Genomic DNA, 19,215 nt, shown 5'->3' on the forward strand with positions numbered 1-19,215 from the left:
ATACTTGCCACATCCCATTACTGGTTATACTTGGCAGTTTCATTAACCTTGGTTACAGAACCGGAGTTATTAAAAGCCCCAGGCTGAGTTTTATTCCCACTCTTATCAGAGCTGTCCACCCGATTAATATTTTCCGGCTGTCTCGACATTTCCAGCTTTCTGGAAGGGTTCAATTTATAAACCATGGAATTGTTGGAGAACTTGCCACCACTGATATTAAACAGTCCCTCAGCATCATCGGCATTTATATAGGAAACATTTTTAAATACAGTTACTGCAGCAACACCATAGGCAGTTTTCACCATGCCCGCTTCCTTATCGGTGTAAACAGGCATCTTCATTGCATCGGCCATTGGATATACAGGCAAATAATAAATACCATCCTTAAGGATAGCCTTCCATTCCAGTGTCTTTCCGTCCACAGTCAAATTGAAAGGCTTGGCAACGAAGGTTGGCTGGCCGTCCTCGGCATCAATCTTGGCCTGTATAGCCTCGTCACTTTCAAAACACTCCACGCCGTAGCCGTGAAGCCACTCATTAATCTGTCTAACAGTAAGGGGCTGGCATTCGTAGGCATCAGGATAAATGTAATATACCACAGTGCCGTCAGGAGCCTTCTCCATTACACAGCGGTTGTAGTAAACCTCCACAGGAGTGCCCACGTCAACCCGCTCATAGAGATCCTCCACATCAGCCTCATTCATGCGGATGCAGCCCTTGGAGGCGTAAGTGCCAATGCTGGCGGGATTGTTGGTACCATGAATACCATAGTAGCCGTTAAATCCTATCCAGCGATAGCCTAATGGATTGGAAGGACCGGAGGTAACCACATTGGTGCGATCAGCCGGATCAACCCACGTAGGATTAACTTCCTTTTCGATTACCTTATAATATCCCACCGGGGAACGGTTGGAGTATCTGCCGCAGGCTATAGGATAAAGCTTGGTCTTTTCCCCCCGCTCATAAAGATACAATCCACGGGAAGCCAGATTTATCAAGATTTTGGTACCATCATCTGCCTCAGCAACCAGCTCATCTGCATGAATGTCCTGCTCAGCACTTGCCACGGCTGCAGCCTGTTCCCTGGCCACATCTGTCTCTTTTATTGAAGTCATTTCCGGGTCAGCTGCCCAAACTGTCCCGCTTACTAATAATGTAGCTGCACATAAAATTCCAGCTACCTTTCTTGCCCTAAACCCCATTATTTTCAACTCCCGGATAAAAATAAATTCCAACTATAAGTTTAACATGGCAACTTATTTTTTTCAATGCAGAAAACATAAGAAAAAGCCCTCCTCAGGTTAATTCTGAAAAGGGCTCAGACATAATTAACTATTTTTCATTAGCGCCATGCGTTTCTTCTTTTTTCTTTTCCAGCGGCTGTGTTCAAACTTGTAAATAACCATTGGAATTATAAGGCTGATAACGCCGAGATAAATGGTCTCCCGCAGCTCCGGCTCCGAGGCCACAATGATAACACTGATAATCTGTGCCCAAATGCCGAAATGGGTTACAAATGGAAAAAGCGGCGTCTTATAGCGAAGTCTCTCCACAGAATTTCTTGCCTCGCAGTGCTTGCGGAAATTGTACTGGCTCCAGCAGATGGAAATCCAGGCTATGGCGCCAGTAAATCCGGACAATGATAAAAGATATGTGTAGGCCATGTCGCTGGTATCAAAGCTGTACAGAAGAATGATCAGCCAGCAGGTGGCAATGGTAACCACCACGGAATTTTGAGGCATACCGTTTTTATTAAGCGTTGACAGCTTCTTTGGGGCCATGCCGATCTTTGACAGGGAATAAAGGGCACGGCTGGTACCATAGAGCCCCGAATTGGTACAGGACAGGGCTGCAGTCAGCACCACAAAGCTGAAGAAGGCGGCAAATTTGTCCAAACCGTATTCAGACAAGGCAACTGCAAATACACTTTCCTCAAGACTTGCCTTGTCCCATGGCAAAATGGAAATCAAAACAGAAATCGGAATAATATAAAGGGCAATAATACGCCATGTCACGTTTCTTACTGCCAAAGGAATGCTCTCCTCAGGCTTTTCACACTCACCGGCTGCCAGGCCGATGATTTCAGTGCCCTGGAAATTTACCAGAATAATGGTCATAGTAACAATGATGGCCCAATAACCATTTGGGGTAAAGCCGCCGCTGCCAAGAAGCAGGGAGGTGCCCAGATAGCCCTGGTCACCAATAACACCTAATATAATAAGTCCACCAACCACTACGAAAGCCATAAGGGCAACAATTTTTATAATTGCCAGCCAAAATTCGCTTTCGCCAAATTTATCCACCTGAAACAGATTAACAACTGTCACCAGCAGGCAAAACAGGACAGCCCACCAAAGCTGGCTCACCTCCGGCACAAAATTATTCATTATTATGCCCGCAGCAATCATTTCCGAGGGTACATAGGAAACCCATGTGACCCAATATGTCCAACCTACACCACATGCCCATGTAGGATTAATATATTTTCTTGCATAAGTTACAAAAGATCCCGCTATGGGTTCGGCCACCGCCAATTCCGCCAGACAAAGCATGACACACAGTACAATGGCGCCTCCCAGCAAATAGGAAACTATTGCAGCCGGTCCCGCTTTTTCCAGAATATAGCCGGTACCAAGGAAATATCCGCTGCCAATTACGCCCCCTAAGGAAATAAGCTGCAAATGGCGGTTCTTCAATCCCCTTTTCATTCCTTTTTCTTCCATTGCCTCACTAACACAACCTTTCATCCGTATAATATGCACAGAGTGCAAATATCTCGTTAACTATACCACTTTTGAGGATATAATACTATAAAATTATCATTTTTTATGGTCTGACAAATCCCCATTCCCCTGTTTATCATCATTGACCTCATCAATGTAATCTTCAGCATCATAGTCAGGGTCATCGTCATCGTAGTCCCCAGGCTCTTCGGAGTCCGGATTACCGCTTCTGCTGTGCTTTTTATTGTAAATAATCATTGCCACCACAGCCACGGCAATTCCCAGCATGCTGGTTACAGCGGACACATCCTCGGAGGCAAACTCAGAAATAAGCCAAAAAACCAGTACCGCCACAAGACAAAGTTTTAATATATTCATATGCATTCGTCCTTTCCCAGTGTACATGTACATATTTATTGTAACACTAAACTGTACATTTTACACTTTTTAATCTTATTTTAATCTTTCTCTCATCTTGATTTAATTTAATTATACTAATATAGTTCTACATCGTAGGAGGTAATCGAATCTCCTATGGAAGGTGAATCAAGGTTAATGTAACAAACAAACCTCTCCAATTGGTTGTTACGTAAGAATTGCCTTGATGTAGATCCCATTATCATTCCTTCTCCGTGAGAAGCCCCTCATCTCCAAGGGGCTTCTTTTATTGCTTAAATTAATCGGACTGTCCACCCAGATCCGATTTTTTTATTTTATATCATATTTTTTTGCAATTTCAAATATTATATATTAGAATTGTTTGATGAATTGTAAATTAAGGAGCCAGTTATGAATAATGAAAACCAGCAGCTGGATGAGGCTGTAAGCAAGCTTAATATAGTGCCCGGCACCCGGCACTTCTTCTGGGTGCTGTTTAAATCCACATTTCTTATCAGTGCCTTCACTGTAGGGGGCGGCATGGTAATCATACCCCTGCTGAAAAAAAAGTACGTGGATGAATACGGCTGGATTAACGACAAGGATACATTGGATATCACCGCTATCGCCCAGTCCCTGCCCGGTATTATGGCTGTCAATGCCTCAATTATGCTGGGCTATAAAATGGCGGGATTCATGGGGACCATGGTAACCATATTGGCCACTGTGCTTCCTCCCCTTATAACCATTACCATTATAGCCTTTTTCTATGACCTCTTTGCCCATAATTACTATGTGCAGATGATTCTCAAGGGCATGCAGTGCGGTGCCACGGCGGTGATTATTGACGTGGGACTTAATCTTGTCGGGAAGCTGTTCAAAAAGAAGCTTCTCATTCCTATCCTCATTGCCCTGGGAACATTTATTGCATCCCTTTGCTTCAATGTAAATCCAATGTACTGCGTTCTGGTGGATGCAATTATAGGACTTATGCTGCTGAGGGACCCAAAATATAACTAAGAAGGAGGCCATAATATGAATATTCTGCTTTTATTATATTGGGAATTTTGTAAAATCGGCCTTTTCTGCGTTGGGGGCGGCTATGCCTCCCTGCCATGGATTCAGGCCGCAGTGGTGGATGATTACCACTGGATTACCATGACGGAATTCATAGATATATTTACCATTTCCCAGATGACCCCGGGGCCTATTGGCATTAATGCCGCCACCTTTGTGGGCACGAAAATTGCAGGGACACCAGGAGCCATTGTGGCTACACTGGGCTTTATTACCCCCTCCATTATTCTGTGCCTGCTTATTACCTACCTTATGAAGAAATACGGTGAGCTCAGCGTTATCAAGGGTACCCTGAACGGACTTCGCCCGGCAGTGGTTGCCCTTATCTGTACGGCAGGCCTCAGCTTTATCTGGCTTTCCGTATGGGATACAGAAACCATTCCCACAAATTTTGCTGACTTTGATATTAAAGGCATCATCATTTTATTAATCGCCATGATAGCCGTAAGAAAAAAGGTAAGTGTCATTACCCTTCTCTTTGGCAGCGGCATTGTGGGTCTGGTATTGGGTTTAATTATTTAATCCAGCTTAATTTTGTAAAGCTTTTTGGAAAGCTCAATCATTTCAGGATCATCAGAGCTGTTGAGCCAGGTTATATTCCCCGGGGTTGAGGAGTTGCTGATCATATTTATGGAGTGAAGGCGTCTTCTCAGCTGCCTTGCAGTACCCGCCGCACCGTCAAATATCCTGACCTCATTGTTGAAAAGCTCACTTATAACCTTTCTGACAAAGGGATAATGGGTACACCCCAGCACTACCCCGTCTATCTTTTTCCCCTCCAGCTGACTGAAATACCCCATAAGGAATTTTCTCAGCTCGGGGGAATCCAGCTCCCCCCGCTCCACGAACTCTGGAAGCCCGGGAAGGGGCATTTTTATGATTTCAGCCCTGTCCTTCCACGCCTCCATCAGAGTGGCAAACTTCTGCTCCCGAAGGGTGGCTTCCGTGGCCAAAACAAGAACCCTGCCACCGGGACAGCTGATAACTGCCGGCTTAAGGGCAGGCTCAATGGCAATTATGGGCAGCTGGGGATATTTTTCCCTAAGCCGCTTTCCCGCCGCGCTGCTGGCCGTATTGCAGGCAATTACCACGGCCTTTACCCCCATATCCAGCATTTTGTCCACCACATCTGATGTAAGGTGGTATATTTCCTCTGTACTTCTGCTGCCGTAGGGGGCATTTTTTGAATCCCCGTAAAATATATAATTTTCATTGGGCATGAGCTTTGTTATTTCCCTGAGGACGCTGATTCCTCCCATGCCCGAATCCATTATTCCTATTGGATTATCCAATGTCATTTTATCAAGAACCTTTCCATGGATGGTTTTGTTTTTATAATTAATTATTATACACCCATACACCCATCTGATAAAGGCACTGCTATTGATTTACAGAGTCTTCTTGTATAAAATATGAATGGTGAATAGTTTATGAATGTTAGAGATGATTTTCTCCTTTATAAAAATGAAAATATTAACCAAAATGTAATGCTGTCTGCCAAAAGCAAGCGCAGAATGAGGAAATCCAAGGCTGACAACACCCTGAAATCCTATTCTGCTGACTGGAATGACTTTACGGACTGGTGCGAGGCCCACGAAGTACCGCCTCTCCCATGCAGTGCCGAAACAATAGTCAACTATATTAATGACCTGGCAGACCACGCCCACGCCAATACGGTGTCAAGGCGCATTACAGCCATCTCAGAAAACCATATTGCTGCCGGCTTTCACGACAATAATCCCGCCAAGGACGGTATGGTCCGCAACGCCATGCAGGCTATCCGCCGTGAAAAGGGTACCTTCCAGCATGGCAAGGCACCTATTCTTATGGAAACCATGTCTTTGCTGGCGGACCTCTTTGATGCAGGGGATTTGGTGTCCATCCGCGACAAGGCCTTGATGTTTCTCGGTTTTGCAGGGGCTTTTCGTCGTTCTGAGCTTGTAGCCATTCAGCTTAGGGATATTACATTTTCACCACAGGGTATGGTAATTTTTATTCCCCAATCCAAGGGAGATCAGCTGGGACATGGAAGCCAGGTGGCTATTCCCTACGCTCCTGACCCTCACACCTGTGCCGTTACGGCTGTACAGGACTGGATTGAGGCCGCAAATATAAAGGACGGCCCTCTGTTCAGGGGCTTCAAACGGAATCTGGATCCCCGTGAAACCCAGCTTTCCGATAAATCCGTGGCACTTATAGTAAAAAAATATATGGGTATGCTGGGCATGAATCCTGATGACTTCGCCGGCCACAGCCTGCGCCGTGGCTTTGCCACCTCTGCAGCCCAGCACGATCTGGATGCCCTGTCCATTATGAGACAGACCAGACATAAATCAGAAAAAATGGTTCACCGCTACATTGAGCAGGGTAATCTTTTCAAGGAGAATCCTCTTAATCGTATGTTTGGAACCTCACGTAGAAAGGATTAAATCTTAATGTCTAAATATCCTAGCAGATTATTAATGTGGATAGGTATTTTTTTAATATTACTTGGCGGCTTTGGCTGGGGCTTTACCTACGTTTTCGATCATCGCCCTGCAGACAACCTTTCCGGCTACTGTGATATTGATTTCCAGACTGGTGTTGACGTAAACGGCAAAATAAACACTGCCAACCTCACCATTCAGGACTACCGCTATTCCAGTGCCAATCTTCTGGCTGCCATGACCATGATTTGCGATGATGAAGTTTTCACCATGGAGGCCTCTGTCCGTCAGATTCCTCCCAGCTATTCCCTTGCATTTTTTAACGACAAAACAACTTTAAAAAATACAAACAAGCTCTTTGTAGAGTTCCCTCCGGAATCCTATAATGCCATGCGCAAGGCGGAGGTTATTACCATTCAGTTTGCCTATGACAACGGGGACAAGGTATCCCTGCCCCTCAGTGAGCCGGATATGGAATACTGGAAGGATCACTTGAAGGATCAGAAAAAATAACTTAAAAACAAAGGAAGCATAAAGGTAAAATAATTTAATTTTTTTGTATACATAAACAACTTGTCAAAGATTAATAGACAAGTTGTTTTTTTTGTGTTAAAGTCTTATAGGGTTTTTTTGAACCCACTTTTGCTTATTTTTTTAAAGGAGTGTTTTTACTAATGAGTGAGAATCGCGTAATTCAGGTCCATGAGAGGCCACCTATTACAAAAACTATTCCGCTATCTTTGCAGCATTTATTTGCTATGTTTGGCTCCACCGTATTGGTGCCAATCCTTTTTAACGTTAATCCGGCAACTGTACTGCTGTTTAACGGTATCGGTACATTGCTTTACCTTATAATTTGTAAGGGCAAAATTCCTGCATATTTGGGGTCCAGCTTTGCCTTTATTTCCCCGGTATTTGCCGTATTGTCCCAGTTCAACTACGAGGCAGCCCTGGGCGGCTTCATTGCCGTTGGTATTGTCTTCGTTATTGTGGGCTTAATTGTTAAAGCAGTGGGAACTTCCTGGATAGACTTCATCTTCCCGCCAGCTACCATGGGCGCCATTGTGGCCGTTATCGGTCTGGAGCTTATGCCAACTGCGGCTAAGATGGCAGGTCTCACCGAAGAGGTTCCAGATATGAATGCAATTATCGTATCTGTAGCAACTCTGGCCATTACCCTCTTTGCCCAGATTGTGTTCCGTGGCTTTTTGGGTATTATTCCAATCCTTATTGGTATTATCTGCGGCTACATCATTTCTCTTGCATTTGGTATTGTTGACCTTAGCGGCATTGACAAGGCCCCTTGGTTCGCATTGCCTACCTTCTACACCCCAGAGTTCAATCTGACTGCCATTACCATTATTCTTCCGGCGGCACTGGTTGTAATTGCTGAGCATGTGGGCCATCTTTTCGTAACCAGTAACATTGTGGGCTCCGATCTTACCAAGGATCCTGGTCTTGACCGCTCTATTATCGGTAACGGTATCTCCACTATCCTGTCCGGTTTCTTTGGCTCCACCCCTAATACCACCTATGGCGAGAACATCGGTGTATTGGCAATCTCCAAGGTATTTTCCACCTGGGTTATCGGTGGCGCAGCAATTTTTGCAATTATCCTGTCCTGCTTCGGCAAGCTGGCAGCTGCTATCCAGAGTATTCCTACCCCTGTAATGGGCGGTGTTTCCATGCTGCTCTTCGGTGTAATTGCCGCTTCCGGTATCCGTGTTCTGGTAGATGCAAAAATCGACTACAACAAGCCAATTAATCTGATGCTTACTGCCATTGTTCTTGGTATCGGCGTATCCACCGCAAGCATCACCATCGGCTCCACTACTCTGGCAGGCATGTCCCTGGCAACTGTAGTGGCAATCATTCTCAGCATCTGCTTCAACGTAATCAAGAAGCTTCGCGGTGAGAATTAAAAATGAACATAACTTACGAGGTTAAAAATAGTGAAGCCCTGACCCCTGTTTCGGTCAGGGCTTTTCTTAGAAGCAGCTGCGGCGTATCCCATGGTCTGTGGCGGCGGTTAAAATGGAACGGCACCATTTTGGTGAACGGTGACGCTGTAAAAGCCACCATGGCCACTGTTAAGACCGGGGACAGGGTAACCTGCATTTTGGAGGAGGAATCCACCGTTGTTCCTGCAAAAATGCCCTTGGATATCCGCTATGAGGATGATTATCTCATTGTTCTCAACAAGCCTGCAGGCATATTGGTTCACCCCACCGGCGGGGACCATGACAACACTTTGGGCAACGGCTTAAAATACTACTATCAGCAAACGGGACAGAATATTGACTTTCACCCAGTTCACAGACTTGACAGAAATACCACGGGACTGGTTGTGGTGGCCAAGCTCCCCCAATTGCAAAGTGCATTAACCCAGCCGGGTACCAATATCAAAAAAATTGCCCCTGTAAAATTCTTTCATCGCAGCTATTTTGCCCTGATAAATGGCATTATGCCCAAAAGAGAAGGAATTATCGATTTGCCAATTGCCCGCCACCCGAACAGCATTATCCAAAGAATCTGCTCCCCGGAGGGCCAATATTCAGAAACCCATTATGAGACTGTGGCCGTAAATAATGGCAAGTCCCTAATTAAGCTGGAGCTTAAAACGGGCCGCACCCATCAGATAAGGGTTCACATGTCCTCAATTGGCTTTCCCCTGCTGGGAGATGATTTATATGGGGGCAATCACGAAATAATCAGCCGTCAGGCCCTACATGCCTATCATCTGGAGGTTTTCAATCCTCTGAACGGTGAAGCCATTTCCATATACTCCGATATTCCCCAGGATATGGTGAGGGCTTTTTACAAGTGATTTAATGAAGAAATAACGCTTTTTTCGCACTAAAATAGGACCAGCCCTTGGGACTGGTCCTTCATTTTTTAGGTAAAATTTTAAACTATTAATATTAAACGTCGATTGCCTTGCCATCAGAACCAAGAACATTTCTGATCTTATGGGCAACGATGTCCTGAATGTTCTGGCGGGCTGGCTTCAGATACTGACGAGGATCGAAGTGCTCAGGATACTTGGCCATGTGCTCACGGATACCTGCAGTAAGGGCCAGACGCATATCGGAATCGATATTAATCTTGCAAACGGCACTGCGGGCAGCCTTGCGGAGCTGATCCTCAGGAATACCAATGGCATCCTTCAAATTGCCGCCAAAGTGATTGATAATCTCTACATACTTAGGTACAACAGAGGATGCACCATGGAGTACGATAGGGAATCCAGGCAGACGCTGGGAAATTTCCTCTAAAATATCAAAGCGCAAATCTGGTGGAACAAGTACACCCTGTTCGTTTCTGGTGCACTGCTCCGGTCTGAATTTAAATGCGCCATGACTGGTACCAATGGCAATAGCCAGGGAATCTACACCCGTACGGGATACAAACTCCTCCACATCATCAGGATCCGTATAACTGCCTGTTGTCACATTGACATCATCCTCAATGCCTTCCAGCTGACCAAGCTCACCCTCTACCACTACGCCATGGGCATGGGCATACTCTACAACTTCCTTGGTAATGGCAATATTTGCCTCAAAGGAATGGGCAGAACCGTCAATCATAACTGATGTAAAGCCGCCATCAATACAGGACTTACAGGTCTCGAAATCTGCACCGTGATCCAAATGCAGGGCAATAGGAACTGTGCTTACCTTCAAAGCGGACTGAACAAGACCAAAAAGATATTCCGCACCAGCATATTTTCTGGCACCAGCGGAAGCCTGCAAAATAACAGGAGACTGGGTTTCTTCAGCAGCAGCAACAATACCCTGAACAATCTCCATATTGTTTACATTGAAGGCACCAATGGCATAGCCACCCTCGTATGCCCTCTTAAACATCTCTTTGGTATCAACTAATGGCATATAAAATACCTCCCTCTCTCTTTAAATTTTTCTTATTTCGTATTATATCATAGAAGGCTTTTAAATACTAGGTGAATTGTCAAACAAATTTACAATTTTGTTTCAATTTTTGCAAATTAAAATGAACTTTGTATTTAGCCTGCTCACTGACGATTTTCAATATTTTTTAAAGGGATGGAATATATAAATCTGCAAGGATTGGCATTTTTTGACCGTTCCAGGGCAGAGGTGAGATAAAGGGCCTTTTTTGCTCTGGTGATGCCCACATAAAAGAGCCTTGCCTCCTCATCAAAATAATCTGCATCTATAGAGAACTTGCTTGGAAAAACACCCTCCTGAAGCCCTGCAAAAAATACATAATCAAATTCCAGCCCTTTGGCCTGATGAACAGTAATAATAGGAATCTTTGGATGTGATGCCAGCATTAAATCAAATTCCGTATTTGAAAGAGAGGTCAGAGTGAGGAGATTTTTTATGCCATCAAGACAGGACATGGCTTTGTCGTCCCTTTCCCGCATAAACCTATATAGCTGGCGGAGATTACCCACCTTGCTGGTGGATTTATTTGTGCTGTTGTTCCGCACATCCTCATTTGTATAGCGGTCCAAAATGCCCAAATCCCTGATGATTTTATTCATCAGCTCCTGGGGCCGCATGGAATACATAAGCTTCTTAAACTCGTTAATCTGTTCCGCAAAGGGCACAAATACCTTGGAATACTTGGTGAAGAACCGCCGCCGCTCATCTATGCCCTGGACAATATTATTATTAACCGCATAAATCAGGCACTCGGCAGTGGCGGAAATGTCGTCAAAGGCGTCGTGGGTGGACTTATGGGATACCTTCACAAATTCCCCCACAGTGGAAAGCTTGTGATTTTCCAGATTTGGATAGAATCTGCGGAAAATATCAAGGGTATCGTAATGGGCCATACAGCTAAGTGGTTCCATATCCAGACGACGGAGCTGGCTGTCCAATATGGTTAAATCATAGCCCACATTATGTCCCACAATAACGCTGTCCCTGGCAAAGTCCAAAAACATCTGAAGTCCCGACTTGGGATCAACACCATGCTGCTTCAGGTATTCATCTGTAATATGATGGGTATTTACCGACTGTCCTACTGGTTTGGTAGCTTTCAAGAACAGATTCAGCTTATCCAGCACCTTCCCCGTCTTGTCAATTCTGATGGCCGCAATCTGGATAATTTCATCCCTGGAGGTGTCAAGACCGGTGGATTCAACGTCAAACACCACCACATTTCCCTCCTCCAGTTCACGCCGCAGCATTTCAAAGGGTTCATCATATTTTATGGTGGAAGGATGCACCATATCGCTGGTACGGACCCCCAAAGCCACCGCCTCATCAGACTGGAACTTTTCTATGGTTCTGGCACCAATACCCTTGGCGTATTCCTTGGCCACACGGCAAATGCTGGTATCATCCCATTCATTAACCAGCATATTAAAAACCGCCAAAACATCCTTTATCTCCTGTCTGCGGAAGAAATGAAACTCGTCCACCAGCATAAACTCAAGGGGAAAATCATCGAACACTCCCTTTTGGCTCATCTGGTTTCTCTGTCTCGTTTCCATTATACTGCAGAAGAAGTTGGACAGCCGCTTGTTGTACACATTGGACCGGGTCAAAATACAAACCCTTGACAAATCCCTTGGCCTAAGCCGCTGCAAAGTATTGTAAATCCAGTCCGCCTCAATATATGTATCCCCAAAGGTGGCATGGACAATCTTCTCCCCATCATTATCACTCATGGCCATGGCATCCTCCGGGAAAAAATTGCTGATTTTGTCGGGAAAACGCTTTTTCAGATACTCATAGGAGCTGTCCAGAAGAATTTTGGTGGAGCGGTAATTCTGGTTAAACACAATAAGCCGGGCCTGATACTCACCATAAAACTTGTCGAATATCAGATCCGGCTGGGAACCCCGCCACTCATAAATTGTCTGGAAAAAATCACCGCACATCATTATATTATTCTGCCCAAATAAGCATTCCAACACGCTGAATTCCAGACGGGAGGTATCCTGCACCTCGTCGATGCACAAAAATTTAAAACGGTCGCTCCATTCCCTCTGCACCTCCGGCTTTTTCAAAAGCTCGTAGGCCATGTTGATAAGGTCGCAAAAATCCATGCCATGGGCCAGTCTCAGGGCGTTGTCATAGGCAGAAACAAGCTTACCGCCCCTATTTTGGAATTCCATAATAAGGGCGGTGCATGATTTCCAGTTTACACGGCTGGCATCAGAAAAACGCTGTCCTTTTTCCACCAGCAGGCGGTCAATAACCCGCTGGTAGTCTGTCTCCGCATCATTGGTGAAATAATCGTACTCTCCCCGATAATCCTTAACCAGAGCTATTATTTTCTGTATAGCCCCGGCCCAACCGGTCTGGGCTGCCATAGTCTTCATTTCAGGCACATTGCGAATGATTTCCAGACAGTCCTCCTCATCGTAAATAACGGAATCGGTGGAAATGTCCATATCCCGGCGCTTTGCCTCCTGACGGATAATTTCATAGCAAAACCCGTGGAAGGTCTTGATGGTAACATCATTGGCAGCTTCCCCCACCACCTCCGTTACCCTGGCCTTCATCTCGCTACAGGCCTTGTTGGTAAAGGTGAGACAGGCTATTTCACTGCCCTGGGCCCGTTTTTCTTCTATTATATGGGCTATTCTGTATGCCAGTGTATTTGTTTTTCCCGTGCCAGCAGAGGCGATGAGAAGGATATTGCTGTCCAATTCATTGACAACCTCACGCTGCTTTTCATTTAAACAATTCTGCCATTTTTCATTAACACTCATTGGTTTATATCCCCACTTACCGAACATTATTAATCTAATATTATTGTATACAAAAGCGAGGATAAAAACAAGTGTTTGTTTTTATTTTTATTACTGTTATCTAGGTGGCATAATGTTGTTGCCCATTGCCCGGCAGTGAAGCACCTTGCCGGATACTGCATCAATATGAACTATGTACTTCACATTGTTTGCCTCGCAAAATACATTGTAAACAGGGTGGAATTCAAAGGCCGGTCTCATGTCCTTATTGTCCTTGTTATCCATATTAGCTGCGTCCTGAGGAGGAAGCTGCGGTGCATTGGCCTGGGCCTTTTCCTTAAATTCCTTCATCTGCTCAGGAGTTGGCATCATTGGAGGCATTCCAGCCCAGTTGCCGTGATGTCTGCCACCGTAGCCAGGGCCCCAGTGATCATTGAAGTGGTCATTGTTCTGATTATCCTTGTCATTCTGCCAGCCACCATGATGTGGGCCGTGACCATCACCATTTGGTCCCCTGTGATTATCGAAGTGGGCGCCACGTGGCATAAAGTGACCGCCTCTTCCCATGAACTGACCACCAAAGCCTTCACAAAGGAATATTTCATTCCATTTAATATCAGACTCGCTGACTGCCATGGCCTGGGCTGCTGCTGCCTTTACCTGGGCCTCGTCAATTACCTCAATATTATTTTCTGCCAATTGAGTCTCAATAATTTTGCTGTTGGCCTGGGCCACCTTATGAAATTCCGTAATCTTCTGCTGATAGCCATACCAGCCAAGAGCAGCCACTGCCACAACACATGCTGCCAATGCAGCTCCTGCCTTCTTCATAGTTCCGCTTGAAATAATTTTGTTATCCATAATCGTTTCCTCCTTTTTAAATGCACTTATTTCTGATTTGCTTTTCCCGGTGAATCCCTTTCGCATGTGATTCACTTTTTTGTTTCTATCTGGACTCTCGTTTTGTCTCCCCTTATTGGGTACACTTGAAGTATAAAGCCTAAATCTAAACAAATTATAAACTGGCATTTAACATTTTCAAAACCTATTATTTTTTCGTGTTTAGATTTTTGTTAGAATTAAGACGTATACTATTATTGAAAGAAACAATATCTTCGATTCACTAAGATTTCACAGTAAAATATCGGACAATACACCGAAAGAGGGTAATATAGTGCGACTACAGGATTTTTCCGTACGAAAGCGATTATTTATAGCAAATTTTATGATGGTGTTCATTCCCTTTTGCGTGCTGGTAATTATCGGCAGCAGCTTTATGCTGGGACTGAAGCTCATGGGTGGCTCCGATCAGGACAAGGTAAATTCCGCCTGGCCTGAAAAGGGTCCTGCCCCATCTATACAGTTCGCCATAAGCTCCATAAAGGTGAAGCTGGAACAGGGTGGGCCGCTGGTTGTTAATAATATGGGACGCCACGGTCACGGACAGGGCCATGGACACGGTCCGGGCATGAGACGTGGCCAGAACATGGAAGGAAGTCCTGATATGGGGCCAGGTCCTGGTATGGGGCGCAATGATGACATATATCATGATCTTGGCATGCTGGAGCAGCAGGGAATACAAAGTGTGCTGACCATTGACGACAACATAGTCTATGTATCTCCTGATGCTGATGCCAATGAACTCATGGAAAAGGTGCGGAGCCGCAGCCACAATTCCTCCATGATGCTTTGGGATAATGACATATTCCTTTTCGATTATCAGAGCTCCAACGGCCATATACGAATAAATTCCTATGGCAAGGCGCCTATTATAAGCCAGGGAACTCCTCCACTGCCAAATCCCCACAGAGATTATAGCGATATTATTACCATAATAATCATCGTGGCCATTGTTTTTATAATATTGCTGGGATTATATCTTTCCCGTCTCCTTTCCCGGCAGATTCTGGGGCCCCTGTCAGCTCTTCGCAAGGCTTCGGCTGAGATTCGCCAGGGCAATTTGGACACCCCAATAGAAATACAGGCCCAGGATGAATTTGGTGATGCCTGCCGCGATTTTGAGGCCATGCGGCTGGAGCTTAAGGCAGCCAGAGAACAGCAGGAAAAATACGAGGAAAACCGCAAGGAGCTCATCGCGGGAATTTCCCATGATTTATCCACCCCACTTACTTCCATGAAGGGCTACGCCAGCGGCATACTTGACGGCATTGCCAAAACTCCGGAAAAACAGCGCCATTATGTGGAAATGATATTTCAGGGTGCCACCACCATGGAAAAGCTGGTGGAAAGCCTGTTTTTGTTCTCAAAGCTGGATTTGGGACGCATACCATTTAATCTGGAAAATGTTCCCCTTAGGGATTATTTCACGGATTTTTACAATGAACAGAAATCACTCCTGGCTGAAAAGAATATAAATCTTTCCATGGAAATGCTGCTTGATGATAATAATCAGGGCCTGGTATCCATTGACAGAATCCAGTTCCAGCGGGTAATAGATAATCTTATTGGCAACAGCAGCAAGTATTCCAACAAAGATGGTGTAGATATAAACATTCGCCTTGAATCCGTCAATAACAACCTTCGTATCACCTTTGCTGACAATGGCCCGGGAGTACCGGAGGAGGATTTGCCAAAGCTCTTTGACAGCTTCTACCGTACCGACCATGCCCGCAGCAACGTAGCCAAGGGAAGCGGCCTGGGGCTGGCCATTACAAAGCGTATTATTGACGGCATGAAGGGAACTATCTGGGCAGAGTCCAATCCGTCAGGGGGACTGTGCATTATCATGGAGCTGCCTATTATTAACAGTCATCCCCGCAACACACAGGAGGTTTAGAAAATGAAGCGAATATTGATTATAGAAGACGATCCAAGCATTGCAGAGCTGGAAAGGGATTATCTTGAAGCCAGCGATTTTCAGGTGGATATTGAAGGAGACGGCACTGCCGGCCTCAAGCGTGCCTTAAATGAGGATTTTGACCTGCTTATTTTGGACGTAATGCTTCCGGGACAGGACGGCTTTCAGATTTGCCGTGAGCTGCGGAAGGAAAAGGAGCTGCCAATCCTCATGGTATCTGCCCGTCATGAGGACATCGATAAAATCCGTGCCCTGGGCCTTGGAGCCGATGATTATGTAATAAAGCCCTTCAGTCCAGGTGAACTGGTGGCCCGTGTAAAGGCCCATCTTGCCCGTTATCAGCGGCTTACCAAGCTTTCAGGTGATACGGCACCAAAGATAAAAACCATACAAAAGGGAGATTTGGAAATACAGCCTGAAACCCACATGGTTTACCACAAAGGCAAGGAAATTACCCTTACCAACAAGGAATTTGAACTGCTGTTGTTTCTGGCGGAAAATCCGGGCATTGTCTTCAGCAAGGACAAGCTCTTTGACCAGATATGGGGTCTGGACGCCATGGGAGACACCGCCACGGTTATGGTACACATCAACCGACTCCGTGAAAAGATAGAGCCAAATCCTTCCTCTCCTATTTACATTGAAACCGTATGGGGAGCCGGATACAGATTTTGCAACAAATAATAAATTCGGTAACATAATAATGCTTTAGGGCATCAAAAAGCGGCTGCAATGGAAAACAATCCACTGCAACCGCTTTTAAATTTAAGGTTTACTTTTTAAGCTTAAATTTCAGCTATTTTTCTTAAGCTAGTTGAAAACTTATTTTTTTAGCCAACTCATCAATGTTCAGTCTGAACGATATATTCCTTCCCTTCCTCATCATCCTCAAGATTGGAGGTATCCACATGGCCAACTACCACACTGCTGAGAGCAAAGAGGGCCAGGGAGTTTGGAATAACCATGAGATTGTTGAACATATCAGTCAGCTCCCAAACTAGATTGTTGGACAGGCAGGAGCCCATGAATACGAAGCAGATGGCAATAACGGAGAAAACCTTTACAGCAGACTTGCCCATAAGATACTCTACGTTAATCTTGGCAAAGAGATTCCAGCTGAGAATAGTGGAAAATGCGAAGAACAACAGGCTGACAGCGATAAATGCACTGCCCAAGGAACTGCCAAAGAGACTGCCAAAGGCAATCTGTGCCATATTGGTCTTGGAAATGCCCTCTGCTGCACCGTTGGCCAAAACGCCGTCGCCGGTGTAAAGGGTGGTGATTACAACAAGAGCAGTCATGGTGAGAACAACGAAGGTATCGATAAATACACCAACCATGGCAACAACGCCCTGGTCATGTGGCTTTTCAACATTTGCAAGGGCATGTGCATGTGGAGTGGAACCCATACCAGCCTCATTGGAGAAGAGGCCGCGCTTTACGCCCTGGGAAATAGCAGTCTTGATTGCCATACCCCAGCTGCCGCCGATGATGGCATCAGGATTAAATGCGTAGTAGAAAATCAGGGAAACAGCCTCAGGAACTCTTTCAAAGTTTGCCAGAAGAATTGCAGCACCACCGATGAGATAGAAAACAGCCATAACAGGAACCAGCTTCTCGGTGATTCTGGCAATACGCTTAGTACCGCCGAGGAATACGAAGCCAGCCAACAAAGCGATTACAATACCAATTCCCCAAGCTGGGATACCAAAAGCGGCCTCACTGGTCTCGCCAATGGAGTTAGACTGAACCATGCAGCCCATGAAGCCAAGTGCCAAGGTGATGGCCACTGCAAAGAATGCTGCAAGGAATCTGCCGAACTTACCTGGGAAAGCCTTACGAATATAGTAAACAGGACCGCCAAGAACGGTGCCGTCCTCCTTAACGACACGGGTAGCCTGGGCGAGAACTGCCTCAGCATAGTTGGTTGCCATGCCGAAGAATGCAATGATCCACATCCAGAAAATAGCACCAGGGCCACCAGTAAGTATTGCGCCAGAAGCACCAACTACATTACCAGTACCCACCTGGGCAGCTACAGCTGTAGCAAGAGCCTGGAAGGAGCTCATACCGCTTTTGCCATTTTCACCATGAAGGGAGAAATTGCCAAAGAAGCGTCTGAAGCCTTCACCCAGACAGCGAACCTGAACAAAGCGGGTTCTGATGGTATAATACAGGCCCAAACCAATCAGCAGAAAACAGAGAATGTAGTCTGATAAATAGGTGTTGACCATTTGAACGAGTTCTAATAAGTAGTCCATAATCAAATCCTCCAAAATAAAAAGAGTATCATCCGAAGGACGATACTCCATAAAGACAAAATAAATAAACAACGCCGCATAACTTCTAGAACATTACTTGGCATGTGTTACTCATCATCACTGTCTTTTTGCCTGAGAGATTCAGCTTACACTTTAAATGTAAACCTTGCACCTTCGGCACCCAATTTAATGGGATTCTCCAGAGTACCCTCCATCACCAGTCTGCGTGGCATTCTGATGACTTCTTCGGATTAATGTAGTTAACATAGAGTAATATACTACTGTTTATTGTTCGTGTCAAGCGGATATTTGTATATATGTTAGACAATCCCACTATTTATGCCATAAGCCCTTATGTACCAGGGCTTGGAGCGCGTATCAGCAGTTTTAGAAATCACCAGATTTCCTTCATCCATTGTCTGTAGTTTTCTTCCAGGAACTTTATGATTAAATTAAACATGCCGTAGATTTCATCACCCAGAGTTGCAAAATCCTTCTCCTTGTCGCCGATGGTCGTCATGCACACATCCATAATCAATGCGCCGTTACGATCGAAAAAGAGCTTAAACGGCTTGTAATTCATGTTCTGGGTATTGGTCATATAAAGAAGCTGTACATCTTTATCCTGTTTCAGGGCGTTGTTAAGAATCAAAACCCTTATCACGGTAAATGCCGAGTCATCCAATATAACCATAAGAGGAAGCTGCTGTCCCTCCACCTGAATGTGGGATTGGAAGGTCACCGTATTCTGCTCGTCATCAGGTACTTCCTCCACCTGAAATACCGTAACCTCCTTCTCCTTCAGATACTTTTTAAAAACTTTTGCCTTGGTATTCATAAA

Annotated in this window: 17 protein-coding genes and 1 riboswitch; of the genes, 8 read left to right on the forward strand and 9 right to left on the reverse strand. The window is 45.2% G+C overall.

Annotated features, from left to right (window positions below; genetic code table 11):
* Positions 1-17: 17 nt before the first annotated feature.
* From T525_RS14910 to T525_RS0109615, 3 genes are all read right to left on the reverse strand, one after another.
* Positions 18-1,202: a L,D-transpeptidase gene (locus tag T525_RS14910; protein WP_051533536.1), complete on the reverse strand. Its 1,185-nt coding sequence runs from the start codon at positions 1,200-1,202 to the stop codon at positions 18-20.
* 126 nt (positions 1,203-1,328) lie between these two features.
* Complete coding sequence (locus T525_RS0109610) at positions 1,329-2,708, reverse strand: amino acid permease (protein ID WP_037325585.1); 1,380 nt, start codon at positions 2,706-2,708, stop codon at positions 1,329-1,331.
* A 111-nt stretch (positions 2,709-2,819) separates the two neighbouring features.
* Positions 2,820-3,101 (reverse strand): hypothetical protein, encoded by a 282-nt coding sequence (locus T525_RS0109615; protein ID WP_027407030.1) that lies wholly within the window; start codon positions 3,099-3,101, stop codon positions 2,820-2,822.
* Positions 3,102-3,512: 411 nt separating this feature from the next.
* Here T525_RS0109615 and T525_RS0109620 point away from each other — a divergent pair, with 411 nt between their 5' ends.
* Together T525_RS0109620 and T525_RS0109625 are read left to right on the forward strand one after the other, a co-directional pair.
* The gene (locus T525_RS0109620) at positions 3,513-4,121 is read left to right on the forward strand and encodes a chromate transporter (RefSeq protein ID WP_084277046.1); all 609 of its coding nucleotides are present in this window, start codon (positions 3,513-3,515) and stop codon (positions 4,119-4,121) included.
* A 15-nt stretch (positions 4,122-4,136) separates the two neighbouring features.
* Positions 4,137-4,700 (forward strand): chromate transporter, encoded by a 564-nt coding sequence (locus T525_RS0109625; RefSeq protein WP_027407032.1) that lies wholly within the window; start codon positions 4,137-4,139, stop codon positions 4,698-4,700.
* On the opposite strand, the gene murI is transcribed toward T525_RS0109625, so the two are convergent.
* A complete protein-coding gene (murI, locus tag T525_RS0109630) occupies positions 4,697-5,476 on the reverse strand; it encodes a glutamate racemase (RefSeq protein WP_027407033.1) in 780 nt (259 codons plus the stop codon). The two genes, T525_RS0109625 and murI, sit on opposite strands and share 4 nt — an antisense overlap.
* Before the next feature lie 132 nt (positions 5,477-5,608).
* Between murI and T525_RS0109635 the strand changes: the two genes are divergently transcribed.
* From T525_RS0109635 to T525_RS0109650, 4 genes are all read left to right on the forward strand, one after another.
* Entirely contained in the window at positions 5,609-6,607 is a 999-nt protein-coding gene (locus T525_RS0109635; RefSeq protein WP_027407034.1) for a site-specific integrase, read from the forward strand.
* A 33-nt stretch (positions 6,608-6,640) separates the two neighbouring features.
* Entirely contained in the window at positions 6,641-7,117 is a 477-nt protein-coding gene (locus T525_RS0109640; protein WP_051533537.1) for a hypothetical protein, read from the forward strand.
* A 161-nt stretch (positions 7,118-7,278) separates the two neighbouring features.
* A complete protein-coding gene (gene uraA / locus T525_RS0109645) occupies positions 7,279-8,526 on the forward strand; it encodes a uracil permease (RefSeq protein ID WP_027407036.1) in 1,248 nt (415 codons plus the stop codon).
* Between the two features lie 2 nt (positions 8,527-8,528).
* Entirely contained in the window at positions 8,529-9,431 is a 903-nt protein-coding gene (locus tag T525_RS0109650) for an RluA family pseudouridine synthase (RefSeq protein WP_051533538.1), read from the forward strand.
* Between the two features lie 94 nt (positions 9,432-9,525).
* On the opposite strand, the gene fba is transcribed toward T525_RS0109650, so the two are convergent.
* The 3 genes from fba to T525_RS0109665 form a co-directional block, all read right to left on the reverse strand.
* Positions 9,526-10,494, reverse strand: coding sequence for a class II fructose-1,6-bisphosphate aldolase (gene fba / locus T525_RS0109655; protein ID WP_027407038.1), 969 nt, complete (start codon positions 10,492-10,494; stop codon positions 9,526-9,528).
* Positions 10,495-10,637: 143 nt separating this feature from the next.
* Entirely contained in the window at positions 10,638-13,316 is a 2,679-nt protein-coding gene (locus tag T525_RS0109660; protein WP_027407039.1) for a 3'-5' exonuclease, read from the reverse strand.
* 96 nt (positions 13,317-13,412) lie between these two features.
* Complete coding sequence (locus T525_RS0109665) at positions 13,413-14,156, reverse strand: hypothetical protein (protein ID WP_027407040.1); 744 nt, start codon at positions 14,154-14,156, stop codon at positions 13,413-13,415.
* Positions 14,157-14,469: 313 nt separating this feature from the next.
* Between T525_RS0109665 and T525_RS0109670 the strand changes: the two genes are divergently transcribed.
* Together T525_RS0109670 and T525_RS0109675 are read left to right on the forward strand one after the other, a co-directional pair.
* Complete coding sequence (locus T525_RS0109670; protein WP_051533539.1) at positions 14,470-16,092, forward strand: HAMP domain-containing sensor histidine kinase; 1,623 nt, start codon at positions 14,470-14,472, stop codon at positions 16,090-16,092.
* A gap of 3 nt (positions 16,093-16,095) precedes the next feature.
* Positions 16,096-16,797, forward strand: a complete 702-nt coding sequence (locus tag T525_RS0109675) for a response regulator transcription factor (RefSeq protein WP_027407042.1) — start codon at positions 16,096-16,098, stop codon at positions 16,795-16,797.
* 158 nt (positions 16,798-16,955) lie between these two features.
* Here T525_RS0109675 and T525_RS0109680 read toward each other — a convergent pair whose 3' ends face one another.
* On the reverse strand, positions 16,956-18,374 hold the full coding sequence (locus T525_RS0109680; RefSeq protein ID WP_027407043.1) for a sodium:alanine symporter family protein: 1,419 nt from the start codon (positions 18,372-18,374) through the stop codon (positions 16,956-16,958).
* Between the two features lie 110 nt (positions 18,375-18,484).
* A riboswitch (glycine riboswitch) is annotated at positions 18,485-18,587 on the reverse strand.
* A gap of 181 nt (positions 18,588-18,768) precedes the next feature.
* A partial coding sequence (locus tag T525_RS16555; protein ID WP_232219214.1) for a hypothetical protein occupies positions 18,769-19,215 on the reverse strand: 447 nt, incomplete at its 5' end.

This window comes from Anaerovibrio sp. RM50, from assembly GCF_000622005.1.
Classification (GTDB): Bacteria; Bacillota; Negativicutes; order Selenomonadales; family Selenomonadaceae; genus Anaerovibrio.